This is a genomic window from Halobiforma lacisalsi AJ5 (genome assembly GCF_000226975.2).
GTDB lineage: Archaea > Halobacteriota > Halobacteria > Halobacteriales > Natrialbaceae > Natronobacterium > Natronobacterium lacisalsi.
In genome coordinates this window covers 2,842,080-2,858,233 of sequence record NZ_CP019285.1, presented here as the reverse complement: position 1 = coordinate 2,858,233, position 16,154 = coordinate 2,842,080, and the positions used below count along the sequence as shown (strand labels likewise).

General features: G+C 64.0%; 19 protein-coding genes, 1 tRNA gene and 1 pseudogene. 13 read left to right on the top strand and 8 right to left on the bottom strand.

All coding sequences use genetic code 11. From position 1 onward, the window contains the following. The 10 genes from CHINAEXTREME_RS13850 (at position 1) to CHINAEXTREME_RS21505 (ending at position 6,872) form a co-directional block, all read left to right on the top strand. Complete coding sequence (locus tag CHINAEXTREME_RS13850; RefSeq protein WP_007141956.1) at positions 1-393, top strand: 30S ribosomal protein S8; 393 nt, start codon at positions 1-3, stop codon at positions 391-393. Positions 394-395: 2 nt separating this feature from the next. Beyond that, positions 396-929 carry a 50S ribosomal protein L6 gene (locus tag CHINAEXTREME_RS13845; protein WP_007141955.1) on the top strand — a complete coding sequence of 178 codons (534 nt, stop codon included), beginning with the start codon at positions 396-398 and terminating at the stop codon, positions 927-929. A gap of 3 nt (positions 930-932) precedes the next feature. Next, on the top strand, positions 933-1,685 hold the full coding sequence (locus CHINAEXTREME_RS13840) for a 50S ribosomal protein L32e (protein WP_007141954.1): 753 nt from the start codon (positions 933-935) through the stop codon (positions 1,683-1,685). Beyond that, a complete protein-coding gene (locus CHINAEXTREME_RS13835; protein WP_007141953.1) occupies positions 1,678-2,127 on the top strand; it encodes a 50S ribosomal protein L19e in 450 nt (149 codons plus the stop codon). Before CHINAEXTREME_RS13840 ends, CHINAEXTREME_RS13835 begins: the two co-directional genes overlap by 8 nt. Beyond that, the gene (locus CHINAEXTREME_RS13830) at positions 2,127-2,675 is read left to right on the top strand and encodes a 50S ribosomal protein L18 (protein ID WP_007141952.1); all 549 of its coding nucleotides are present in this window, start codon (positions 2,127-2,129) and stop codon (positions 2,673-2,675) included. Before CHINAEXTREME_RS13835 ends, CHINAEXTREME_RS13830 begins: the two co-directional genes overlap by 1 nt. After that, positions 2,672-3,352 (top strand): 30S ribosomal protein S5, encoded by a 681-nt coding sequence (locus CHINAEXTREME_RS13825; protein ID WP_007141951.1) that lies wholly within the window; start codon positions 2,672-2,674, stop codon positions 3,350-3,352. Before CHINAEXTREME_RS13830 ends, CHINAEXTREME_RS13825 begins: the two co-directional genes overlap by 4 nt. Further along, positions 3,349-3,816 (top strand): 50S ribosomal protein L30, encoded by a 468-nt coding sequence (locus CHINAEXTREME_RS13820; RefSeq protein ID WP_007141950.1) that lies wholly within the window; start codon positions 3,349-3,351, stop codon positions 3,814-3,816. The genes CHINAEXTREME_RS13825 and CHINAEXTREME_RS13820 overlap by 4 nt, the downstream gene beginning before the upstream one ends. Positions 3,817-3,818: 2 nt before the next feature. Continuing rightward, complete coding sequence (locus tag CHINAEXTREME_RS13815) at positions 3,819-4,328, top strand: uL15m family ribosomal protein (protein WP_007141949.1); 510 nt, start codon at positions 3,819-3,821, stop codon at positions 4,326-4,328. 3 nt (positions 4,329-4,331) lie between these two features. Next, positions 4,332-5,825: a preprotein translocase subunit SecY gene (gene secY / locus CHINAEXTREME_RS13810; RefSeq protein ID WP_007141948.1), complete on the top strand. Its 1,494-nt coding sequence runs from the start codon at positions 4,332-4,334 to the stop codon at positions 5,823-5,825. 414 nt (positions 5,826-6,239) lie between these two features. Continuing rightward, a complete protein-coding gene (locus tag CHINAEXTREME_RS21505) occupies positions 6,240-6,872 on the top strand; it encodes a twin-arginine translocation signal domain-containing protein (protein WP_152423894.1) in 633 nt (210 codons plus the stop codon). Positions 6,873-6,927: 55 nt separating this feature from the next. Here the strand turns inward: CHINAEXTREME_RS21505 and CHINAEXTREME_RS13805 are convergent, their stop codons facing one another. Next, positions 6,928-7,554, bottom strand: a complete 627-nt coding sequence (locus CHINAEXTREME_RS13805; RefSeq protein ID WP_007141947.1) for an RAD55 family ATPase — start codon at positions 7,552-7,554, stop codon at positions 6,928-6,930. A 163-nt stretch (positions 7,555-7,717) separates the two neighbouring features. Between CHINAEXTREME_RS13805 and CHINAEXTREME_RS22265 the strand changes: the two are divergent. Together CHINAEXTREME_RS22265 and CHINAEXTREME_RS13795 are read left to right on the top strand one after the other, a co-directional pair. Beyond that, positions 7,718-7,810 (top strand): annotated as a pseudogene (locus CHINAEXTREME_RS22265) (aspartate carbamoyltransferase regulatory subunit); the annotation flags it as partial. 339 nt (positions 7,811-8,149) lie between these two features. Further along, the gene (locus CHINAEXTREME_RS13795; protein WP_007141945.1) at positions 8,150-8,989 is read left to right on the top strand and encodes a hypothetical protein; all 840 of its coding nucleotides are present in this window, start codon (positions 8,150-8,152) and stop codon (positions 8,987-8,989) included. Between the two features lie 328 nt (positions 8,990-9,317). Here CHINAEXTREME_RS13795 and CHINAEXTREME_RS13790 read toward each other — a convergent pair whose 3' ends face one another. The 6 genes from CHINAEXTREME_RS13790 to CHINAEXTREME_RS13765 form a co-directional block, all read right to left on the bottom strand. Beyond that, a complete protein-coding gene (locus CHINAEXTREME_RS13790; protein WP_007141944.1) occupies positions 9,318-9,965 on the bottom strand; it encodes a hypothetical protein in 648 nt (215 codons plus the stop codon). A gap of 259 nt (positions 9,966-10,224) precedes the next feature. After that, positions 10,225-11,001 (bottom strand): enoyl-CoA hydratase/isomerase family protein, encoded by a 777-nt coding sequence (locus CHINAEXTREME_RS13785; RefSeq protein ID WP_007141943.1) that lies wholly within the window; start codon positions 10,999-11,001, stop codon positions 10,225-10,227. Positions 11,002-11,180: 179 nt separating this feature from the next. Beyond that, the gene (locus CHINAEXTREME_RS13780) at positions 11,181-11,858 is read right to left on the bottom strand and encodes a helix-turn-helix domain-containing protein (RefSeq protein ID WP_007141942.1); all 678 of its coding nucleotides are present in this window, start codon (positions 11,856-11,858) and stop codon (positions 11,181-11,183) included. Between the two features lie 525 nt (positions 11,859-12,383). After that, positions 12,384-13,022, bottom strand: coding sequence for a molybdopterin-guanine dinucleotide biosynthesis protein B (mobB, locus tag CHINAEXTREME_RS13775; protein ID WP_007141941.1), 639 nt, complete (start codon positions 13,020-13,022; stop codon positions 12,384-12,386). Between the two features lie 83 nt (positions 13,023-13,105). Then, the gene (locus CHINAEXTREME_RS13770; protein WP_007141940.1) at positions 13,106-13,726 is read right to left on the bottom strand and encodes a class I SAM-dependent methyltransferase; all 621 of its coding nucleotides are present in this window, start codon (positions 13,724-13,726) and stop codon (positions 13,106-13,108) included. Positions 13,727-13,982: 256 nt separating this feature from the next. Beyond that, positions 13,983-14,056: transfer RNA gene (locus tag CHINAEXTREME_RS13765), tRNA-Lys, on the bottom strand. A 211-nt stretch (positions 14,057-14,267) separates the two neighbouring features. On the opposite strand from CHINAEXTREME_RS13765, the gene CHINAEXTREME_RS13760 reads away from it, so the two are divergent. Then, positions 14,268-15,716: a DHH family phosphoesterase gene (locus CHINAEXTREME_RS13760; RefSeq protein WP_007141939.1), complete on the top strand. Its 1,449-nt coding sequence runs from the start codon at positions 14,268-14,270 to the stop codon at positions 15,714-15,716. 89 nt (positions 15,717-15,805) lie between these two features. Here CHINAEXTREME_RS13760 and CHINAEXTREME_RS13755 read toward each other — a convergent pair whose 3' ends face one another. Continuing rightward, positions 15,806-16,120, bottom strand: coding sequence for a PRC-barrel domain-containing protein (locus CHINAEXTREME_RS13755; protein ID WP_177209173.1), 315 nt, complete (start codon positions 16,118-16,120; stop codon positions 15,806-15,808). Between the last annotated feature and the right edge of the window lie 34 nt (positions 16,121-16,154).

The following is a 16,154-nucleotide window of genomic DNA, read 5'->3' as shown; positions in this document are numbered from 1 at the left end:
ATGACAGGCAACGACCCACTCAGCAACGCGCTCTCGGGGCTCGACAACGCCGAGAGCGTGGGGCATCTCACGCACGAGGTAACGCCCGCCTCGAACGAGATCGGCAGCGTGCTCGAGGTCTTCTACGACCGCGGGTACATCGACGGCTTCGAGTACGTCGACGACGGCAAAGCCGGTCAGTTCGAGGTCGAACTGAAAGGAGCGATCAACGAGTGTGGCCCCGTCAAGCCCCGCTATAGTGTCGGCGCCGACGAGTTCGAGAAGTGGGAGAAGCGATACCTCCCCGCTCGGGACTTCGGCGCGCTCGTCGTTACGACGAGCAACGGCATCATGAGCCACTACGAGGCTCGCCAGCAGGGCATTGGGGGCCAGGTGATCGCATACGTCTACTAATCATGCGAGTCGAACTGGAAATCCCCGACAACGTAACCGTCGAGAAAGACCACCTCGACGTGACCGTCGACGGACCGGAGGGCAGCGTTACGCGACGCCTCTGGTACCCCGACGTGAGCGTCGACGTGGAAGACGACAGCGTGGTAATCGAAAGCGACGCCGAGGACGCGAAGACGAACGCGACCGTCGGCACCTTCGAGAGCCACATCGAGAACGCGTTCCACGGCGTGACCGAGGGCTGGGAGTACGAGATGGAAGTCTTCTACTCCCACTTCCCGATGCAGGTCCGCGTGGAGGGCGACGACGTCGTCATCGAGAACTTCCTCGGCGAAAAGGCACCGCGACGCACGACTATTCACGGTGACACCGAGGTCACCGTCGACGACGAGCAGCTCGTCCTCTCGGGCCCCGACAAGGAAGACGTCGGCCAGACCGCGGCCGACATCGAGCAGCTGACGCGTGTCAGCGGCAAGGACACGCGTGTCTTCCAGGATGGGGTCTACATCACCCAGAAACCCGCGAAGGGGGGTGTCTAATAGATGGCAGACGAACAATCGGAACCGGACGCTGAAGCCGAAGACGAACCGCAGGAACTCGAGGACATCAGCGGCGTCGGCGAGAGCAAGGCCGAGGCCCTGCGCGAGGCCGGCTACGAGTCCATCGAGGACGTCAAGGAGGCCGACCAGGACGACCTGGCCGAGGCCGACGGGATCGGCAACGCGCTGGCGGCCCGTATCAAGGCCGACGTCGGCGACCTCGAGGTCTCCGAAGAGACCGAAGCCGAGATCGAAGACGAGGCTCCCGAGGAAGAGGAAGCGGAGGCCGCCGAAGACGTCGAGACCGAACTGCAGCCCCGCGGGCTCGTCGACAAGACGCCCGACCTCTCCGAAGAGGAGGAACGGCTCCTCGAGCGGCGCAAAAGCGAGGGCAAGCCGCAGTTCAACCGTCAGGACTACCACATGAAAAAGCGGACGCCCGAATCCTGGCGTCGACCCCGCGGTCAGCTCTCGAAGCAGCGCCGCGGCGTCAAGGGCAAGGGCCCGACGGTCGAAGCCGGCTTCCGTACGCCCGAAGCCGTTCGTGGCAAACACCCAAGCGGCTTCGAAGAAGTGTACGTCGAAAACCTCGACGACCTCGAGGGAGTCGACGGCTCCCGCGAGGCAGTCCGGATCGCCTCCTCGGTCGGTGCTCGCAAACGCGAGCGCATCGAAGAACAGGCCGAGGAACAGGGCGTCCGCGTTCTGAACCCGACCTACGAAGAAGTGGAAGTGGAGGTGGAAACGGATGACTGATCTCTCCGCACAGAAGCGACTCGCAGCCGACGTCTTGGACGTCGGCGAGAACCGCGTCTGGTTCGACCCCGACGCCCAGGCCGACATCGCCGAAGCGATCACCCGCGACGAGATCCGCGAACTCGTCGAGGACGGTCGCATCCAGGCCGAAGACGCCACGGGCAACTCCCGCGGTCGCGCCCGAGAGCGCAACGAGAAGCGTGCCTACGGCCACCAGAAGGGCCCGGGCAAGCGCAAGGGCAAGAAGGGCGCACGCCAGAACGAGAAAGAGGAGTGGCAGAACAAGATCCGCGCACAGCGCCGGAAACTGCGTGAACTCCGCGACAAGGGCGAGATCACGCCCACGCAGTACCGCGAGCTCTACAAGAAGGCTGGCGGTGGGGAGTTCCGTAGCGTCCGGTACCTGTTGAACTACATCGACGAAAACTACGGTGACCAATAATGGCGACAGGACCACGATACAACGTTCCGATGCGGCGTCGCCGTGAGGTCCGGACGGACTACCATCAGAGGTTGCGCCTGCTGAAGTCGGGTAAGCCCCGCCTCGTCGCTCGAAAGAGCAACAAGCACACCACGGCGCAGCTGATCGTCCCCGGACCACAGGGCGACGAGACGCTCGCGAGCGCACACTCGAGCGATCTCGAGGAGTACGGCTGGGACGCACCCACGAGTAACATTTCTGCGGCGTACCTGACCGGTCTGCTGGCCGGTACGCGCGCCGTCGAAGCGGGCCTCGAGGAAGCAGTCCTCGACATCGGCCTCAACACGGCGACGCCCGGCAACAAGGTGTTCGCCGTCCAGGAAGGTGCGATCGACGCTGGCCTCGAGATCCCGCACAACGACGAGGTGCTCGCGGACTGGTCGCGTACCCGCGGCGAACATATCGCCGAGTACGCCGAACAGCTCGACGAGCCGCTGTACAGCGGCGAGTTCGACGCAACCGAACTCCCTGAACACTTCGACGAGGTACGAGAGGCGATCCTAGAATGAGCGCAAACGACTACAACGACGACGGTTGGCAGCCCGTCACCCGTCTCGGCCGGAAGGTCCAGGAGGGCGACATCGACACGATGGAGGCCGCCCTCAACTCGGGCCTGCCGCTGAAAGAGCCCGAACTCGTCGACCAGCTCCTCCCGGGGCTGGAAGACGAGGTGCTGGACATCAACATGGTCCAGCGCATGACCGACTCCGGGCGCCGCGTCAAGTTCCGCTGCGTCGTCGTCGTGGGTAACCGCGACGGCTACGTCGGCTACGCGGAGGGCCGGGACGATCAGGTCGGCTCTGCCATCCAGAAGGCGATCGGTATCGCGAAGCTGAACATGATCAAGGTTCCGCGCGGCTCCGGTTCCTGGGAGGACCGCTCGGACCGGCCCCACTCGCTGACCCGACGCACGAAGGGGAAAGCCGGCTCCGTCGAGGTCGAGGTCATCCCCGCCCCCGAAGGGCTGGGGCTTGCCGCCAGCGACACCGTCCGACACGTCCTCGAGCTGGCCGGCATCGAGAACGCCTGGACCAAGAGCCACGGCAACACCCGCACCACGGTGAACCTCGCGAAAGCGACGTTCAACGCCCTGGAGAACGCGTCCCAGTCGCGTCACCCGGGCGGTCTCCGTGAGGGGAGCGAGCGAGCCGAATCCGACATGGAAGCCGAGGTGAGCGAACAATGAAGGCAGTCGTGCAGGTTCGTGGCGAAGTGAACCGTCAGCAGAAGGTCCAGGACACCCTGGAGATGCTGAACATTCACGGCGTCAACCACTGCGCGCTCGTCCCCGAGACGGACACGTACGAGGGGATGGTGACGAAGGTCAACGACTACGTCGCCCACGGCGAACCGAGCGCCGACGTGCTCGCGACGCTGCTCGAGCGCCGCTCCGAGCCTCTCGAGGGTCGGCAGGCCGACGTCGACGAGGAGTGGCTCGCCGAGAACACGGAGTACGACGACTTCGATGCGCTCGCCGAGGCACTGCTCGCCGAGGAGACGACGCTTCGTGACGAGGGGCTGTCGCCGACGCTGCGACTGCACCCGCCGCGTGGCGGCCACGACGGGATCAAGAAGCCGACCGTCGAGGGCGGCCAACTCGGAAAGCATACAACCGAGGAAATCAACGACCTCTTAGAATCGATGCGATAACCATGACGAGCAAAAAACGACGCCAGCGCGGATCGCGCACGCACAGTGGTGGCTCCCACAAGAACCGACGCGGAGCGGGCCACCGCGGTGGCCGCGGTCGCGCCGGCCGTAGCAAACACGAGTTCCACAACTACGAACCGAAGGGCAAACACGGCTTCAAGCGCCCCCAGGGCATCCGCGAAGACGTCGCGGAGATCGACGTCCAGAAGCTCGACGAGGACGCGATCCTCTACGCTGCCGAGGGGCAGGCCGAAGAGCTCGACGACGGTGGCTACCGTCTCGACGCTCGTGACATCGTCGAGGACGGCCACGAGGTCGACGTCGTGAAGGTCCTCGGTTCCGGACAGGTCCGCAACCAGCTCGAGGTCACGGCAGACGCGTTCTCCGCGGCCGCACAGGAGAAACTCGAGGAGGCCGGCGGTGACGCCGTCCTCTCCGAGCGCGGAAAGCAACGCGCCGAGGAGCAAGCGGCCGACGCCGAAGACGACGAAGACGAACAGAACGAGGACTAACGTATGGGATGGAAGGAAGCCGCTGAACCGGTCCTGACGCGGATGCCCGCAGTGAAGCGTCCCGAAGGGCACGTTCCCTTCAAGCGCAAGCTGGCGTGGACGGCGGGGATCCTCGTGTTGTACTTCTTCCTGACGAACATCGACATCCTCGGCGCGGCCGGGGGTCAAGACCTCTTCGGCGAGTTCCGTGCGATCCTTGCAGGTGAGCAGGGCTCGCTGTTGCAGGTCGGTATCGGACCGATCGTCACGGCAAGCATCGTCATGCAGTTGCTCGGGGGCGCAAACCTGCTCGGGCTCGACACCGACGACCCCCGGGACCAGGTCCTCTACCAGGGCCTCCAGAAGCTGCTGGTCGTCGTCATGACGGCGCTGACCGCCCTTCCGATGGTGTTCGCCGGCGGCTTCCTGCCAGCCCAGGATCAGTTAGTCCTCGGTGGGCTCGAGTTCGTCGGCTCGCAGGTCCAGGTGCTGATGTTCCTCCAGATCTTCGCTGGCGGTATCCTCCTCCTGTACATGGACGAGGTCGTCAGCAAGTGGGGGGTCGGCAGCGGTATCGGCCTGTTCATCGTCGCCGGCGTGAGCCAGCGGCTCGTCTCAGGCCTGATCTCTCCGACGGCGGAGGGGTTCTTCTACAGCTGGTACCAGATCCTCTTCACCGACGAAGTCGCCGTCGGGTCGGTGCTCACCGGTGATGGACTGTTCGTGCTGCTCTCGCAGGACGGCGGACAGCTCCTCGCGCTGTTCACGACGGTCCTGATCTTCGGGATCGTCGTCTACGCGGAGTCGGTCCGCGTCGAGATCCCGCTCAGCCACGCCAGGGTCAAGGGTGCCCGCGGTCGCTTCCCCGTGAAGCTCATCTACGCGAGCGTCCTGCCGATGATCCTCGTTCGCGCGCTGCAGGCGAACGTCCAGTTCATCGGACAGATCCTGTTCACCCTCGGTCCGGACCGCCAGGCGGGCCCGATCATCCTGTTCGGCCAGGAACTGTCGTGGCTCGGGGTCTACGACCAGAGCCAGCCCGTCAGTGGGCTGTTCTACTACGTCTCCCCGATCTACAGCCCCGACGACTGGATGTGGTGGACCGGCGAGATCACGGCCGAGGTCTGGATGGTGCTGATCCGCGTCGCCGTCGACCTGACGTTCATGATCGTCGGTGGCGCGGTCTTCGCCATCTTCTGGGTCGAGACGACGGACATGGGTCCGGAAGCGACAGCAAAGCAGATCCAGAACTCCGGGATGCAGATCCCCGGCTTCCGACAGAACGTCGGCGTCATCGAGAAGGTCATGGAGCGGTACATCCCGCAGGTGACCGTTATCGGCGGCGCACTGGTCGGCCTGCTGGCCGTCATGGCGAACATGCTCGGCACCATCGGCTCGGTCACCGGGACCGGGCTCCTGCTGGCAGTCTCCATCACCTACAAGCTCTACGAGGAGATCGCGGAAGAGCAGATGATGGAGATGCATCCGATGATGCGCCAGATGTTCGGCAAGGAGTAACCGCGCCGACCGTCTCGGTTCGGTTCCCGTCGTTTTCTTCTCGTTCTCTTCGTCTTTCACGCCCGGAACGGAATCACAGCCGTGACCGGTGGATCGTTCAACGTTCTGTATCGTTTCCGTCCGGCAACCATGCCATATCGTGGTCGAGAACGTCGGATTAGCTGCTGAAACGGTTTCCGTCCGGCGGTCGAACTCGTGATTGTTTCGCGTCGTTCGATCGACTGTTTCGGTGTACAGCGTTCTTGAGTCGGTTTCGCTCGAGATAGTGTCCGATTTTCGCACGTTAATACCCGAGTTGCGTTTGCAACGATAATTCGATTATACTTCCCTCGTTGGTGGTAGTCGTTCTCGAGGGGTATCCGTTCCCCGGGGAGAGGACCCCTCTCAGAGCCGATTGCGACAGGAGTGATAACTATGACAAAGGATTCATCCACGGTATCACGGCGTAGCGTATTGAAAGCAAGCGCGGCGACAGTCGTTGGAGGGGGTGCGTTTGCGACGACCGCTGCCGCCCAACAGCAAGGAAATTTAATAGCCATAAAACAGGAGAATATTTGTTCTGATGGCACATTTCAGGTCTGCCGTGTGGATGATGAAGAACCAGCAGTTTTTATAGACGTCTCAGTCTCTCCATCTGTTGGAGTTTCTAAGTCTAGACCTAATCTTCCGACTCCTCCCAATCTTCCCGGTCCAAGTTGTCTCACTGTTTCTCTTACCGGGATTGAGAGTGATCAGAAGTATACCGTTGAGGTCAACGCAGAGCGGGTAGGAAATAATAGCACAGAGGAAACCCTCGAATTTGACATCCAGTGTGAAGCACCGCCCAATGGTGGCGGACAAAAACCGCCAGAAGACCCGGTAGCTAGGGATCAACTCGACATCAACGTCGAGGTCGGCGACCAGGACCTCGAGTCCGGTGACGCCACCACGTCGACAGATATCAACCAGTCGAACACGAACGTCCAGCAGGGGACGACGATAAGCAGTGCGGACAGCGGCGACAGTGGAGCCGATAGCTCGGGAGGCCTGTTCTCGTTTGACTTCTAACGGGAACCGCTGATTTTTCTCTCCCGTTCGTCGCTTCGGCCCGCGCCGGTCGCGCTTAGGCGATGTCCCGACTCGTGTCGATGGCCACTTCCTCGGTCAACTCGAGTTTGATCGACTCGACGGGTTGCCCGCCGTGGCGGAACTTCGGGATTGTGAGGTGGTTCTCGATCTCGGTTCCCGAGAGGTCGGTCTGCAAATCGAACACGGCGTCGGCGGCGTGGTACGTGTGCGACCGGTTGTCGGGGGTGTCCCGTTCCTGCAGGCAGTGTAACATCGCGATGCTGCCCGTCTCGGTCATCTTCTCTTTGAGTTCGTTGAGGAAGGTGACGTACTCCTCGCGGTCGCTTCGCTCGAGGACGTTCATCGTGTCGACGACGAGATTCGCCCCGTCCGGGAGCGCGTCGACGAGGCGCGTCGCCTCCTCGAGCGGGGCGTCGCTCGAGACGTGTCTGACCGTCGGGCTTCCGACGGCAGACGGCGAGCACTCGAGCGTGTGGCGGACGACGCCGTCGGAACGCTCGGTGGTCAGGTAGAGGGTCCCGCGGGCGGCCGTCAGTTCGTACAGGAGCAGTTCCGACTGGCTCGCCGGGTCGGCAGTGTACGCGACGATATACCCCGGGGGCAACCCGCCGTCGAGTTTCCGATCCAACACGTCGATCCCGGTTTCCAGCCGATCCACCATACGATTGTGACTGTTTGCTGGACTGTCTGCATAATTCTTTGCCTTCGGTTCGGCGCCCAATTATCGCAGTCACCGCGGTGGGGAGGTCACCGCGTCCGACCGGTCGCTGCGGTCTCTCGAGTGTGGATCGGATCGGGGATTCGGAAACGGAGAACGAGGGGATTCAAGAATCGAGGTGCTCGAGGACGGCGTGCGCTGTGTGTACTGCGGAACCATCGTTCGTGACGAGATTGCATCGCTGATCGACGCGACCTGACGCGGGGGAGGGCCCCTGGCGACACCGTGGACGTTCTCGTCCTGAGAACTATCCAGAATAGCTAAGTACGTCTCGACCGTTCGTTCACACGTACATGTCACGTACTATCAAAATCCTGCTCGCCCTGGTCGCCGTCGTCGTCCTCTGGAAAGTCGTCTTCAGCGGCTCGGACGCCGACGTCGAGGAGATCGAGTACGAACCGACCGAATAGTTCACGAACCGTCGTTCCGCTCTGATCGGTCCCCCGTCCGGCCCCGACCCGCTTCGCTTGGACCACCGGGGCCGGACTCGGGATTCCGAACCCGAACGGCTTACGGCGACCGCGCCGTACTCTGAGCTATGTACGGCGTCGTCACCCGCAACGCTGAGGAGGTCCGGTGGCCGGAGTTCGACCGCGGCTTCTACGAAGTCAAAGACGTGACCGGTAGGTCCGCCGAACCGATCGAGGACGGGGTCAACATGGTCTCCTGTTTCGGGGACAACGCGGCGTCCGACGCGGACCCTTCGCTGGTACCCGTCGACGATCTGGGCCGGCCCGCGACACGGGATCGGACGTACTTCGACTGGGACTACATTTGCCCCTCGAGGGAGGACTACCGGGACGGGCTGTTCGACGTCATCGACGATTGCGTCGACGCGAACGAGGACGTCCGCCTCGACGACGTCGGCTTCCCGCGGGCGGAGTACTGCCGGTGTGGCGTCTGCGAGCAGCGGTTCGAGGAGAGCGACCACGACGACCGCTTCGACTGGCGGGCCGAGGTCATCACGGAGTTCGTCGAAGCGGCCGCCGACAGGATTCCCGGCCGGGTCTACCTGACGCTGTACCCCGACCCGTATCCGGGCCACCTCTACGAACGGGCCGGTCTCGACCTCGAGGCCCTGGAGGAGTACGTCGACGAGTTCGTCGTCCCGCTGTACGATACTGCCTACGAGACGACCTACTGGCTCGAGACGATCGCGCGCGGCTTCGACAGCGCCCTCGAGACGCCGTTCAGCATCGAACTGTACGCAGTCAACGTCGACGTCGATAACCTGATCCACGCCCTCGAGGTCGCCGAGGAGTACGGGGAGAGCGTCCTGTTCGGGTACGAGGCTTCGAACGCGCGGGCGGCGCTGCGTCGACGCCGGGCCGACCAGCGGGAGGGTGAGTCGTTCGGCGAACCGGGATCGACGGAGTGAACGGTGGGTGACGGCTCGCCTCGGACACTGGCCGCCGCGATAGCCGTAATCGCGTCTTTCCGGACGGGTGGCTCCGACGCCGACGGGTAGTATCGCGTATTACTCCGGCTGGCGGGGTCGAAACGGCCCGCTCCTGTCACCGTGTTTTTCCGTTGATCCGCTCGAGTCGTCGTATACCTCGTTCTAAAGCGGTCGCTCGAGGGAGAAGTCGGGCTCCCGTACTGGGTCCGTGGTCGCGACCGGCGACTATCGGGACGAGGAGTAGAGGGTCGGGAGCGAACGGAGCGACTCGAGGGTGACGTGGAGCGACACGTGACCCACTGACGATTCAGATAGTGTCGTCGTCGCGGGTCCGGTCGTCGTCGTCGCTCATTAGCCCGTCGTCGTCATCATCGTCGCCGATGAGGTCGTCGTCATCGTCATCGCTCATTAGCCCGTCATCGTCGTCGTCGCCGATGAGTTCGTCGTCGTCATCATCGCGAATCATGCCTTCGTTATCGTCGTCGCCGATGAGGTCGTCGTCATCGTCCCGGATCATGCCTTCGTTATCGTCATCGCCGATGAGGTCGTCGTCATCGTCGTCCATCAGGCCCTGGTCGTCGCCGACGTCGGTCCCTCGATCGGTACCCATGTCTCGCCCCGAGCCGGTTCCCGGGGTCCCGGATCCGGTTCCGGTGTCGGTCCCCGTCCCGGCTCCCGTCGTTTCCCGGCCGCTCGTTCCTGTTCCAGTCCCCGAGAGATCGCTCTCGAGGTGGACCGCGTCCGACGTCACCTGTGACACCGCCTGCTCCTGGAGCGGGTAGGCGTGCTCGTCGGTCCCGCCCCAGCCGAGTTTCGCCTTGATCGTGTCCGTGATCCCCGGATCAGGTTCCACGTGTGCTGTCCCGTGCTCGACGTCCGCGACGATACCGACCTCGTCTCCGTTCGCGTTGACGACGGTCTTGCCGATGTCGTCGTCAGTGAACTGTGGTGACATTGCGCTCCCACTAACGGCAACCGCGCCAAAGACGGTGGTGCTTGCTGTGGCTGGCGGTTCCGCCGCGTGTTTCGGGCTCAGCCGACTTTCGGGTAAAGCGAACTATCGCCGGCCCCTCCGTTCGAGCGTCTCCACTCGCGGTTCGAGTCCCGGGCGGCCGACACTCGCGCCCGCTCCCATACGGATTGCTGTCCCGATGCACCGGCGCACCCACCTCCCGGGTCGCGGGTACGCCGGAACCGACGAACAGTAACCCGTATCAGTCGTCGTACTCGTTGAACGCCGGCTCCCTCCCCTCGAGGAACGCGGCCACACCCTCCTCGTGGGACTCCGTCGCCCGCGCCTGGACCTGCAGCATGTTCTCGTAGTCGAGCGCCTCGTCCCAGCGTCGCCCCAGGTTCTCGTGCATCGCCTGTTTCATCATGCCGATCACGTCAGTGGGGCGGCGGCCGAGTCGATCGACAGTCTCGGTTACCCGCTTCTCGAGTTCGTCGGCCGGGACTGCCTCGTTGACGAGGTCGAGGTCTGCCGCACGCTCGGCGTCGAAGAACTCCCCGGTGAACGCGAGTTTCTTTGCCGTCCGCAGGCCGACGATCTCGGGGAGCATGAAGGTCCCGCCGGTGTCGGGAATCAACCCGACCTTGACGAAGGCACAGGAGAAGGTCGCGTCCTCGGCGGCGTAGGCGATGTCCGACAGCGCGACGATCGCCAGTCCCGCTCCAACGGCGTCGCCGTTTACCTTCGCGACGATCGGCACGGGACACTCGAGCATCGCCTCGACGACGCGACCGAAGGTTTCCTCGACCTCCTCGTATTCCGCCCGGGGCGCGACGGGTTCTTCGGCCATCGCTTCGACGTCGCCGCCAGCGCTGAATGCGTCGCCCTCTCCCGAGAGGACGATCGCGTGATACTCCTCGGGCGAGGCATCTTCGATCGTCTCCGCGAGGGTAACGGCGGTCTCGCGCGTGATCGCGTTGAGGACCCCCGGTCGATCGAACGTGATCTCGAGTACGCCGTCGTCCGTGTCGACGTGCATGCCTCGAGGGTCGCATGGACGGCTCTTAATTGTAGGTGTCGCACGGGTGACGATCGGCGAAAACGGTGCGCGTCGGCGGACAAACGGTCGAGGCCGGGGGTGGGGAAGGGCGGGTAGCCCCGTCGACGCCGGACTGCGGCTGGATCGGCATTAGAACCCGGATTCGGCTGCCGGGTCGATCAGTCCGAGTTCATCGAGGCCATCGGCGGCGGATTTGCCTCCTCTTCGGTGACGTTGAGTTCCGAGGTGACGAGCGCCCGGTAGGCACGGCGGAGTCGCTCGGACAGCGCCTGATGCGAGATGTCGAGCTCGTCCGAGAGTTCCTGCATCGAGACCTCGCGCGGGATCTCGAAGTAGCCGTGGTCGATCGCCGCGACGAGCGTCTCGTACTGGCGGGCGGTGAGTCCACACTGGGAGTGGGTCTCTTCCTCCAGGTCGTACAGACGGACGATCGTCGGAGAAACGTCGTGATCGACGAAGCGGTCGTACAGTGAACTCACGTGTTCGCGCTCGACGACGCGGATGCTCAGCAGCCAGGTCCCGTTGGACGCGGACGCACTGAGGACCGTCCCGTTCTCCTCGAGGACGGCCTCGAACGGGTCGACGGTATCCGGATCGAACTCGATGTCGTACAGCCAGCGGTCGTCCTCGCCGTTGATGAGCGAGTAACCGCTGATCGCCGACACCTCGGAGAGTGCGCCCTCGACCTCCTCGCGGGAGGGGCCGGAGAGCCAGAGTCCGTGGCCGCTCGAGGCGATCACGCGCTCCATTTCACAGGTTAGCGACGGTACCGCCTCGAACAGCTCCGCCAGTCCGGTCCCCTCGGCCGGAAGCTCGATGTCTGCGATGGATGTCATATGTCTCACTCACCGATACGACGGGGACCGCATTAACCTCACTTCCAAAGAAATTAGCACCGATAGACCTGATAGTCCACGTTTTGGGATATTTGGCCGCCGCAAAATGACGGGAAATATGATCGGAACGATCGGATACGTTTCGGGATTCGAATAGGTATCTGTACGGCGCGACCCGATGGGAACGACCGTCTCGAATCACGGGTCGACGTCGTCGAAGCCGACCGTCGCGGTGACGAGAACCAGCGCAGCGACGACCGTCAGGGTGAGGACGACACCGAGGCGGCTATCCGTCAATGGCCCGCCTGCGGCGGGCGCAGCCGACCCGAGAGGGATGAATCGCCCGAGGACAAGCAGCAACACCGCGCCGGCGGCCGAGACGAACTCCCGACGCGGTCGCCCACAGCAGCAGGGATGGTAGCGCTTGGGGCTGGGTCCTGTGATTTCTCTCGGTTACGGTGTCGGAGTGGAAGCACGGTTTCCCCTTCCAAACCCGCACGTCACTGCGTTTTCGGAATGCAGGGATTACTCCCGGCGGTCGGTGTTCGCCGACGGGCCTGCGTCGTCGCTATCGTGGTCGGACCCCTCTCCCTCGGTGCGAAACGAAATCGGCTCGAGCGATCCGATCGTCTCGACGAGCGCCGCCGGGTCGTCGTCCCCGTGACCGATGATCTCGCCGGTCACGGCGTCTGGCTCCCGGTTGCCGACGAGGACCGTCGGGAGCGGCGCGGCCGAAAACCCCTCGACCAGGACGACGTCGTACCCACGCCGCTCGAGGCGGGCGAGGGTGCTGGCGAGGGCCAGACGCTCGCGACGGTCGCGGTCGGCTCTATCGTCGCTGTCGCCCGCCTCGAGCGGGCCGGGGCTCGACCCCGCGGGTAGCTCCGGCGGCTCCCGCTTTCCTCGAGCGGTGATATCGAAGGTGAGTTCGGGCGTAATGCCGACGACGGTCTCGGCGCCGGCGGTTCGATGCCGGTGGGTGTCCGCGCCCGGGGTGTCGATCTCGATATCGTGGTGGATCGATTTGATCGTCGCGACGCGGTCACCGCGATCGGCAAGTCGCGGGACCAGCTGCTCGACGAGGGTGGTCTTCCCCGAGTCGCTCGGTCCGGCGAGACAGACGACGCGGATCCCGCTCGGTGTCGGATTCGACGAGGCTCCCATAGCCGTCGTCTTTCGTCCGGAACACCAAGATCGGTTCGACCGGCACCTCTCGAACCGTCGACCGATAGCCGGATCGGCGTCGGTTACAACCGCGCCGAAAAGAACCCCCAGTGCTCCTCGTGGTCCGCGAACTGCATGTCGATGCCGCGCTCGTCGGTGATCGTAAAGCCCGCGTTTCGCAACTGCTTCCGGGTCCGTTCCGCGCCCGCGATGTGCCACTGCATCTCGACGTCTGTCTCGAGCCAGTCCGGGTTCGTCCCGCTCCACTCCTCTGCCCCCTCGGAGACGAGCAGTCGGCCGCCCGGGCGCAGCACGCGCGCGAACTCGTCGATAACGGTCTGGTGGTCCTCGAGCGGGACGTGGATTAGCGAGTGAAACGCCGCGACGCCGTCGCAGGTCCCGTCGGCTATCGGTAACCGCGTCATGTCCCCCTGTACGCGGTCTGCCCCCGGTGCGTTCTCCCCGGCGAGGCCGAGCTGTTCGCGGGAGAAGTCGACGCCGAGTCCGTTCAGACCGGCTTCGTCGGCCCGTCGGAGAACCGGCGTTCCCTGGCCACATCCGGCGTCCAGGATCCGCGCCGAGTCACCCAGCTCCGCCAGGAACCTCTCGAGCATCTCCACCCCGTGGTCCGAGACGACACGCTCCGACGCGTAGACGTCGGCGATCTCGTCGTACCCTCGACGGACGACGTCTTTCTCGACCATTGGGTCGAATGAACGGCGGCGGTCACATAAAACGTCAGGAGAGCTGTCACGATCGTCGGCGGGGCTCTCGAGGGTAACGACTCGAGGGAGCCGTCGCTTACCGAATCGTCGTCGCAAAAGCGGGCCGGGCGCGATTGTGAACTACGCCGAGACGTTCCAGTTCGCTCGCTGCGCTCGTTCACGGGCTGGGACTCGTCTCGTTCAAATCCCGCCGGATCCGTTACCTGTCGCTCACGAATTTGCTCGCGGCAAGAAGCGGGCCGGGCGCGATTTGAACACGCGACCGTCTGATTAAGAGTCAGACGCTCTGCCGGACTGAGCTACCGGCCCTACACCTCCGAGTTTTCGTCGGGCATTAAAATACGTTTCCCTTGGAAGGCGTCGTGACAGTCAAGGACACGCGACCGGTCCCGCCGTCGGCCCCTGACGGCGGCTCGAGACGGTCCCCGGGAGACCCGCACTTCCGCGCTCGGCCGGCACGAGTCGCAAAACGTACCAATCTTCGGGAGGGTTAAGTGCGGTCGGTCCGACCACACGCTCAATGAGTACGGGGGTTACGATCTCGTCGATCTCTGACTACGCTATCTTGGGCTGTGGGAGCGTCGGCTACGCCGTCGCCGAGGAACTGGTCGAACAGGGGAAAGACGTCCTCATCATCGACCGCGACGAGAGTCGCGTCGAGTCGCTGCGCGACCAGGACCTCGACGCGCGAACCGCCGACATCCGCGAACCCGAGGCCGCGGACCTCGTCGCCGAGCGCGACGTCGTCCTCATCCTGGCATCGGACGTCGAGTCCAACAAACGGGCCGTCGAACATATCCGCGAGCAAAACGACGGCCAGTTCGTCGTCGCGCGAGCAAGCGACCCGGTCTCGGGCGACGAACTCGAGGAACTCGGCGCGGACGTCGTCATCAACCCGTCCTCGGTGATCGCCGAGTCGGCCCTGCGGGCGCTCGAATCGGGCGAACTCGAGTACAACGCCAGCAAACTCGCCGACCTGATCGAGGAGACCGACGAACGGCTCGCGATCATCACCCAGGACAGCCCGGATCCGGACTCGATCGCGTCCGCGGCGGCAATGCAGGCGGTCGCCGACCACCTCGGCGTCGACTCCGACATCATCTACCTCGGAGACGTCGGCCACCAGGAGAACCGCGCGTTCGTCAACCTGCTCGGGATCGACCTCGTTCAGTGGGACGAGATCGAGGACTACTCGGTCTACGACACGGTGACGCTGGTCGATTCCGCGACCTCGGAGGAGTTGGACCTCGAGGTCGACATCCTCATCGACCACCACGAACCCGAGCAGGAGTACGAACCCGAGTTCGTCGACATCCGCCCGAACATGTCCTCGTCTTCGACGATCATGACGAAGTACATCCAGGAATTCGACATGAACGTCTCCGAGGAGGTCGCCACCGCCTTGCTCTACGGCATCCGCGCGGAGACCCTTGATTTCAAACGCGACACTACCCCCGCCGACCTCACCGCGGCAGCCTACCTCTACCCGTTCGCGAACCACGACACCCTGGAGCAGGTCGAGTCGCCGTCGATGTCCCCCGAAACGCTCGACGTCCTCGCGGAGGCGATCGCCAACCGCGACGTCCAGGGAAGCCACCTGGTCTCGAACGCGGGGTTCGTCCGCGACCGCGAGGCCCTCGCTCAAGCGGCAAGCCACCTGCTGAACCTCGAGGGGGTCACGACGACGGCCGTCTTCGGCATCGCCGACGAGACGATCTTCCTCGCCGGCCGCTCGAAGGACATCCGCATCAACATCGGCAAGGTGTTAGACGACGCCTACGGCGAGATCGGCGAGACCGCAGGCCACTCGACGCAGGCCAGCGCGGAGATCCCGCTGGGCATTTTCACCGGGATCGAGATCTCGGAGGACACGCGCGAGACGCTGCTCGAGTTGACCGAGGAGGCGGTCAAGCGAACGCTGTTCGATGCGATGGGCGTGGAAGGAACGGAAGGTTCGAACGGGAACTAGGTATCGGTTCGCGCCTGAACTGTCGTGTCGAATCCGGCGGTGCGGTTCGTTTCGGCTCCGCAGTCGACGCTTGAAACGGTACTGAGAACTCAGGCGACCAGCTCGCTTTCCTGCTCGTCCGGATCCCGGACGCGCTCGACGACGTCGTTGACGAGAATAACGTCACCGACGGCCCGAACCCACCGGTAGGGCACGATGACGCCCTGCCCAGTTTCGGCTTCCGCCTGGAACAGTTCGGCGTTCAGGCTGCCGAGCGCGAGCCCGGTGACGGCTTCGCCGTCGACGTTTAGCTGCAGATCCTCGACTTCCCCGACGAAGACGCCGCTGTTCGAGTACACTTCGCGGCCGACGAGGGAGGTGATCTCCTGTGGAGTGTCGTCCAGCTCTACCATGTCTGGCTCCATGTGTGGCTGGCTCTTAACTCTTGGTCACGGGACA

Coding starts and splice junctions, on each gene's coding strand:
- CHINAEXTREME_RS13850 (WP_007141956.1), top strand. CDS start 1: ATGACAGGCAACGACCCACTCAGCAACGCGCTCTCGGGGCTCGACAAC.
- CHINAEXTREME_RS13845 (WP_007141955.1), top strand. CDS start 396: ATGCGAGTCGAACTGGAAATCCCCGACAACGTAACCGTCGAGAAAGAC.
- CHINAEXTREME_RS13840 (WP_007141954.1), top strand. CDS start 933: ATGGCAGACGAACAATCGGAACCGGACGCTGAAGCCGAAGACGAACCG.
- CHINAEXTREME_RS13835 (WP_007141953.1), top strand. CDS start 1,678: ATGACTGATCTCTCCGCACAGAAGCGACTCGCAGCCGACGTCTTGGAC.
- CHINAEXTREME_RS13830 (WP_007141952.1), top strand. CDS start 2,127: ATGGCGACAGGACCACGATACAACGTTCCGATGCGGCGTCGCCGTGAG.
- CHINAEXTREME_RS13825 (WP_007141951.1), top strand. CDS start 2,672: ATGAGCGCAAACGACTACAACGACGACGGTTGGCAGCCCGTCACCCGT.
- CHINAEXTREME_RS13820 (WP_007141950.1), top strand. CDS start 3,349: ATGAAGGCAGTCGTGCAGGTTCGTGGCGAAGTGAACCGTCAGCAGAAG.
- CHINAEXTREME_RS13815 (WP_007141949.1), top strand. CDS start 3,819: ATGACGAGCAAAAAACGACGCCAGCGCGGATCGCGCACGCACAGTGGT.
- secY (WP_007141948.1), top strand. CDS start 4,332: ATGGGATGGAAGGAAGCCGCTGAACCGGTCCTGACGCGGATGCCCGCA.
- CHINAEXTREME_RS21505 (WP_152423894.1), top strand. CDS start 6,240: ATGACAAAGGATTCATCCACGGTATCACGGCGTAGCGTATTGAAAGCA.
- CHINAEXTREME_RS13805 (WP_007141947.1), bottom strand. CDS start 7,554: ATGGTGGATCGGCTGGAAACCGGGATCGACGTGTTGGATCGGAAACTC.
- CHINAEXTREME_RS13795 (WP_007141945.1), top strand. CDS start 8,150: ATGTACGGCGTCGTCACCCGCAACGCTGAGGAGGTCCGGTGGCCGGAG.
- CHINAEXTREME_RS13790 (WP_007141944.1), bottom strand. CDS start 9,965: ATGTCACCACAGTTCACTGACGACGACATCGGCAAGACCGTCGTCAAC.
- CHINAEXTREME_RS13785 (WP_007141943.1), bottom strand. CDS start 11,001: ATGCACGTCGACACGGACGACGGCGTACTCGAGATCACGTTCGATCGA.
- CHINAEXTREME_RS13780 (WP_007141942.1), bottom strand. CDS start 11,858: ATGACATCCATCGCAGACATCGAGCTTCCGGCCGAGGGGACCGGACTG.
- mobB (WP_007141941.1), bottom strand. CDS start 13,022: ATGGGAGCCTCGTCGAATCCGACACCGAGCGGGATCCGCGTCGTCTGT.
- CHINAEXTREME_RS13770 (WP_007141940.1), bottom strand. CDS start 13,726: ATGGTCGAGAAAGACGTCGTCCGTCGAGGGTACGACGAGATCGCCGAC.
- CHINAEXTREME_RS13760 (WP_007141939.1), top strand. CDS start 14,268: ATGAGTACGGGGGTTACGATCTCGTCGATCTCTGACTACGCTATCTTG.
- CHINAEXTREME_RS13755 (WP_177209173.1), bottom strand. CDS start 16,120: ATGGAGCCAGACATGGTAGAGCTGGACGACACTCCACAGGAGATCACC.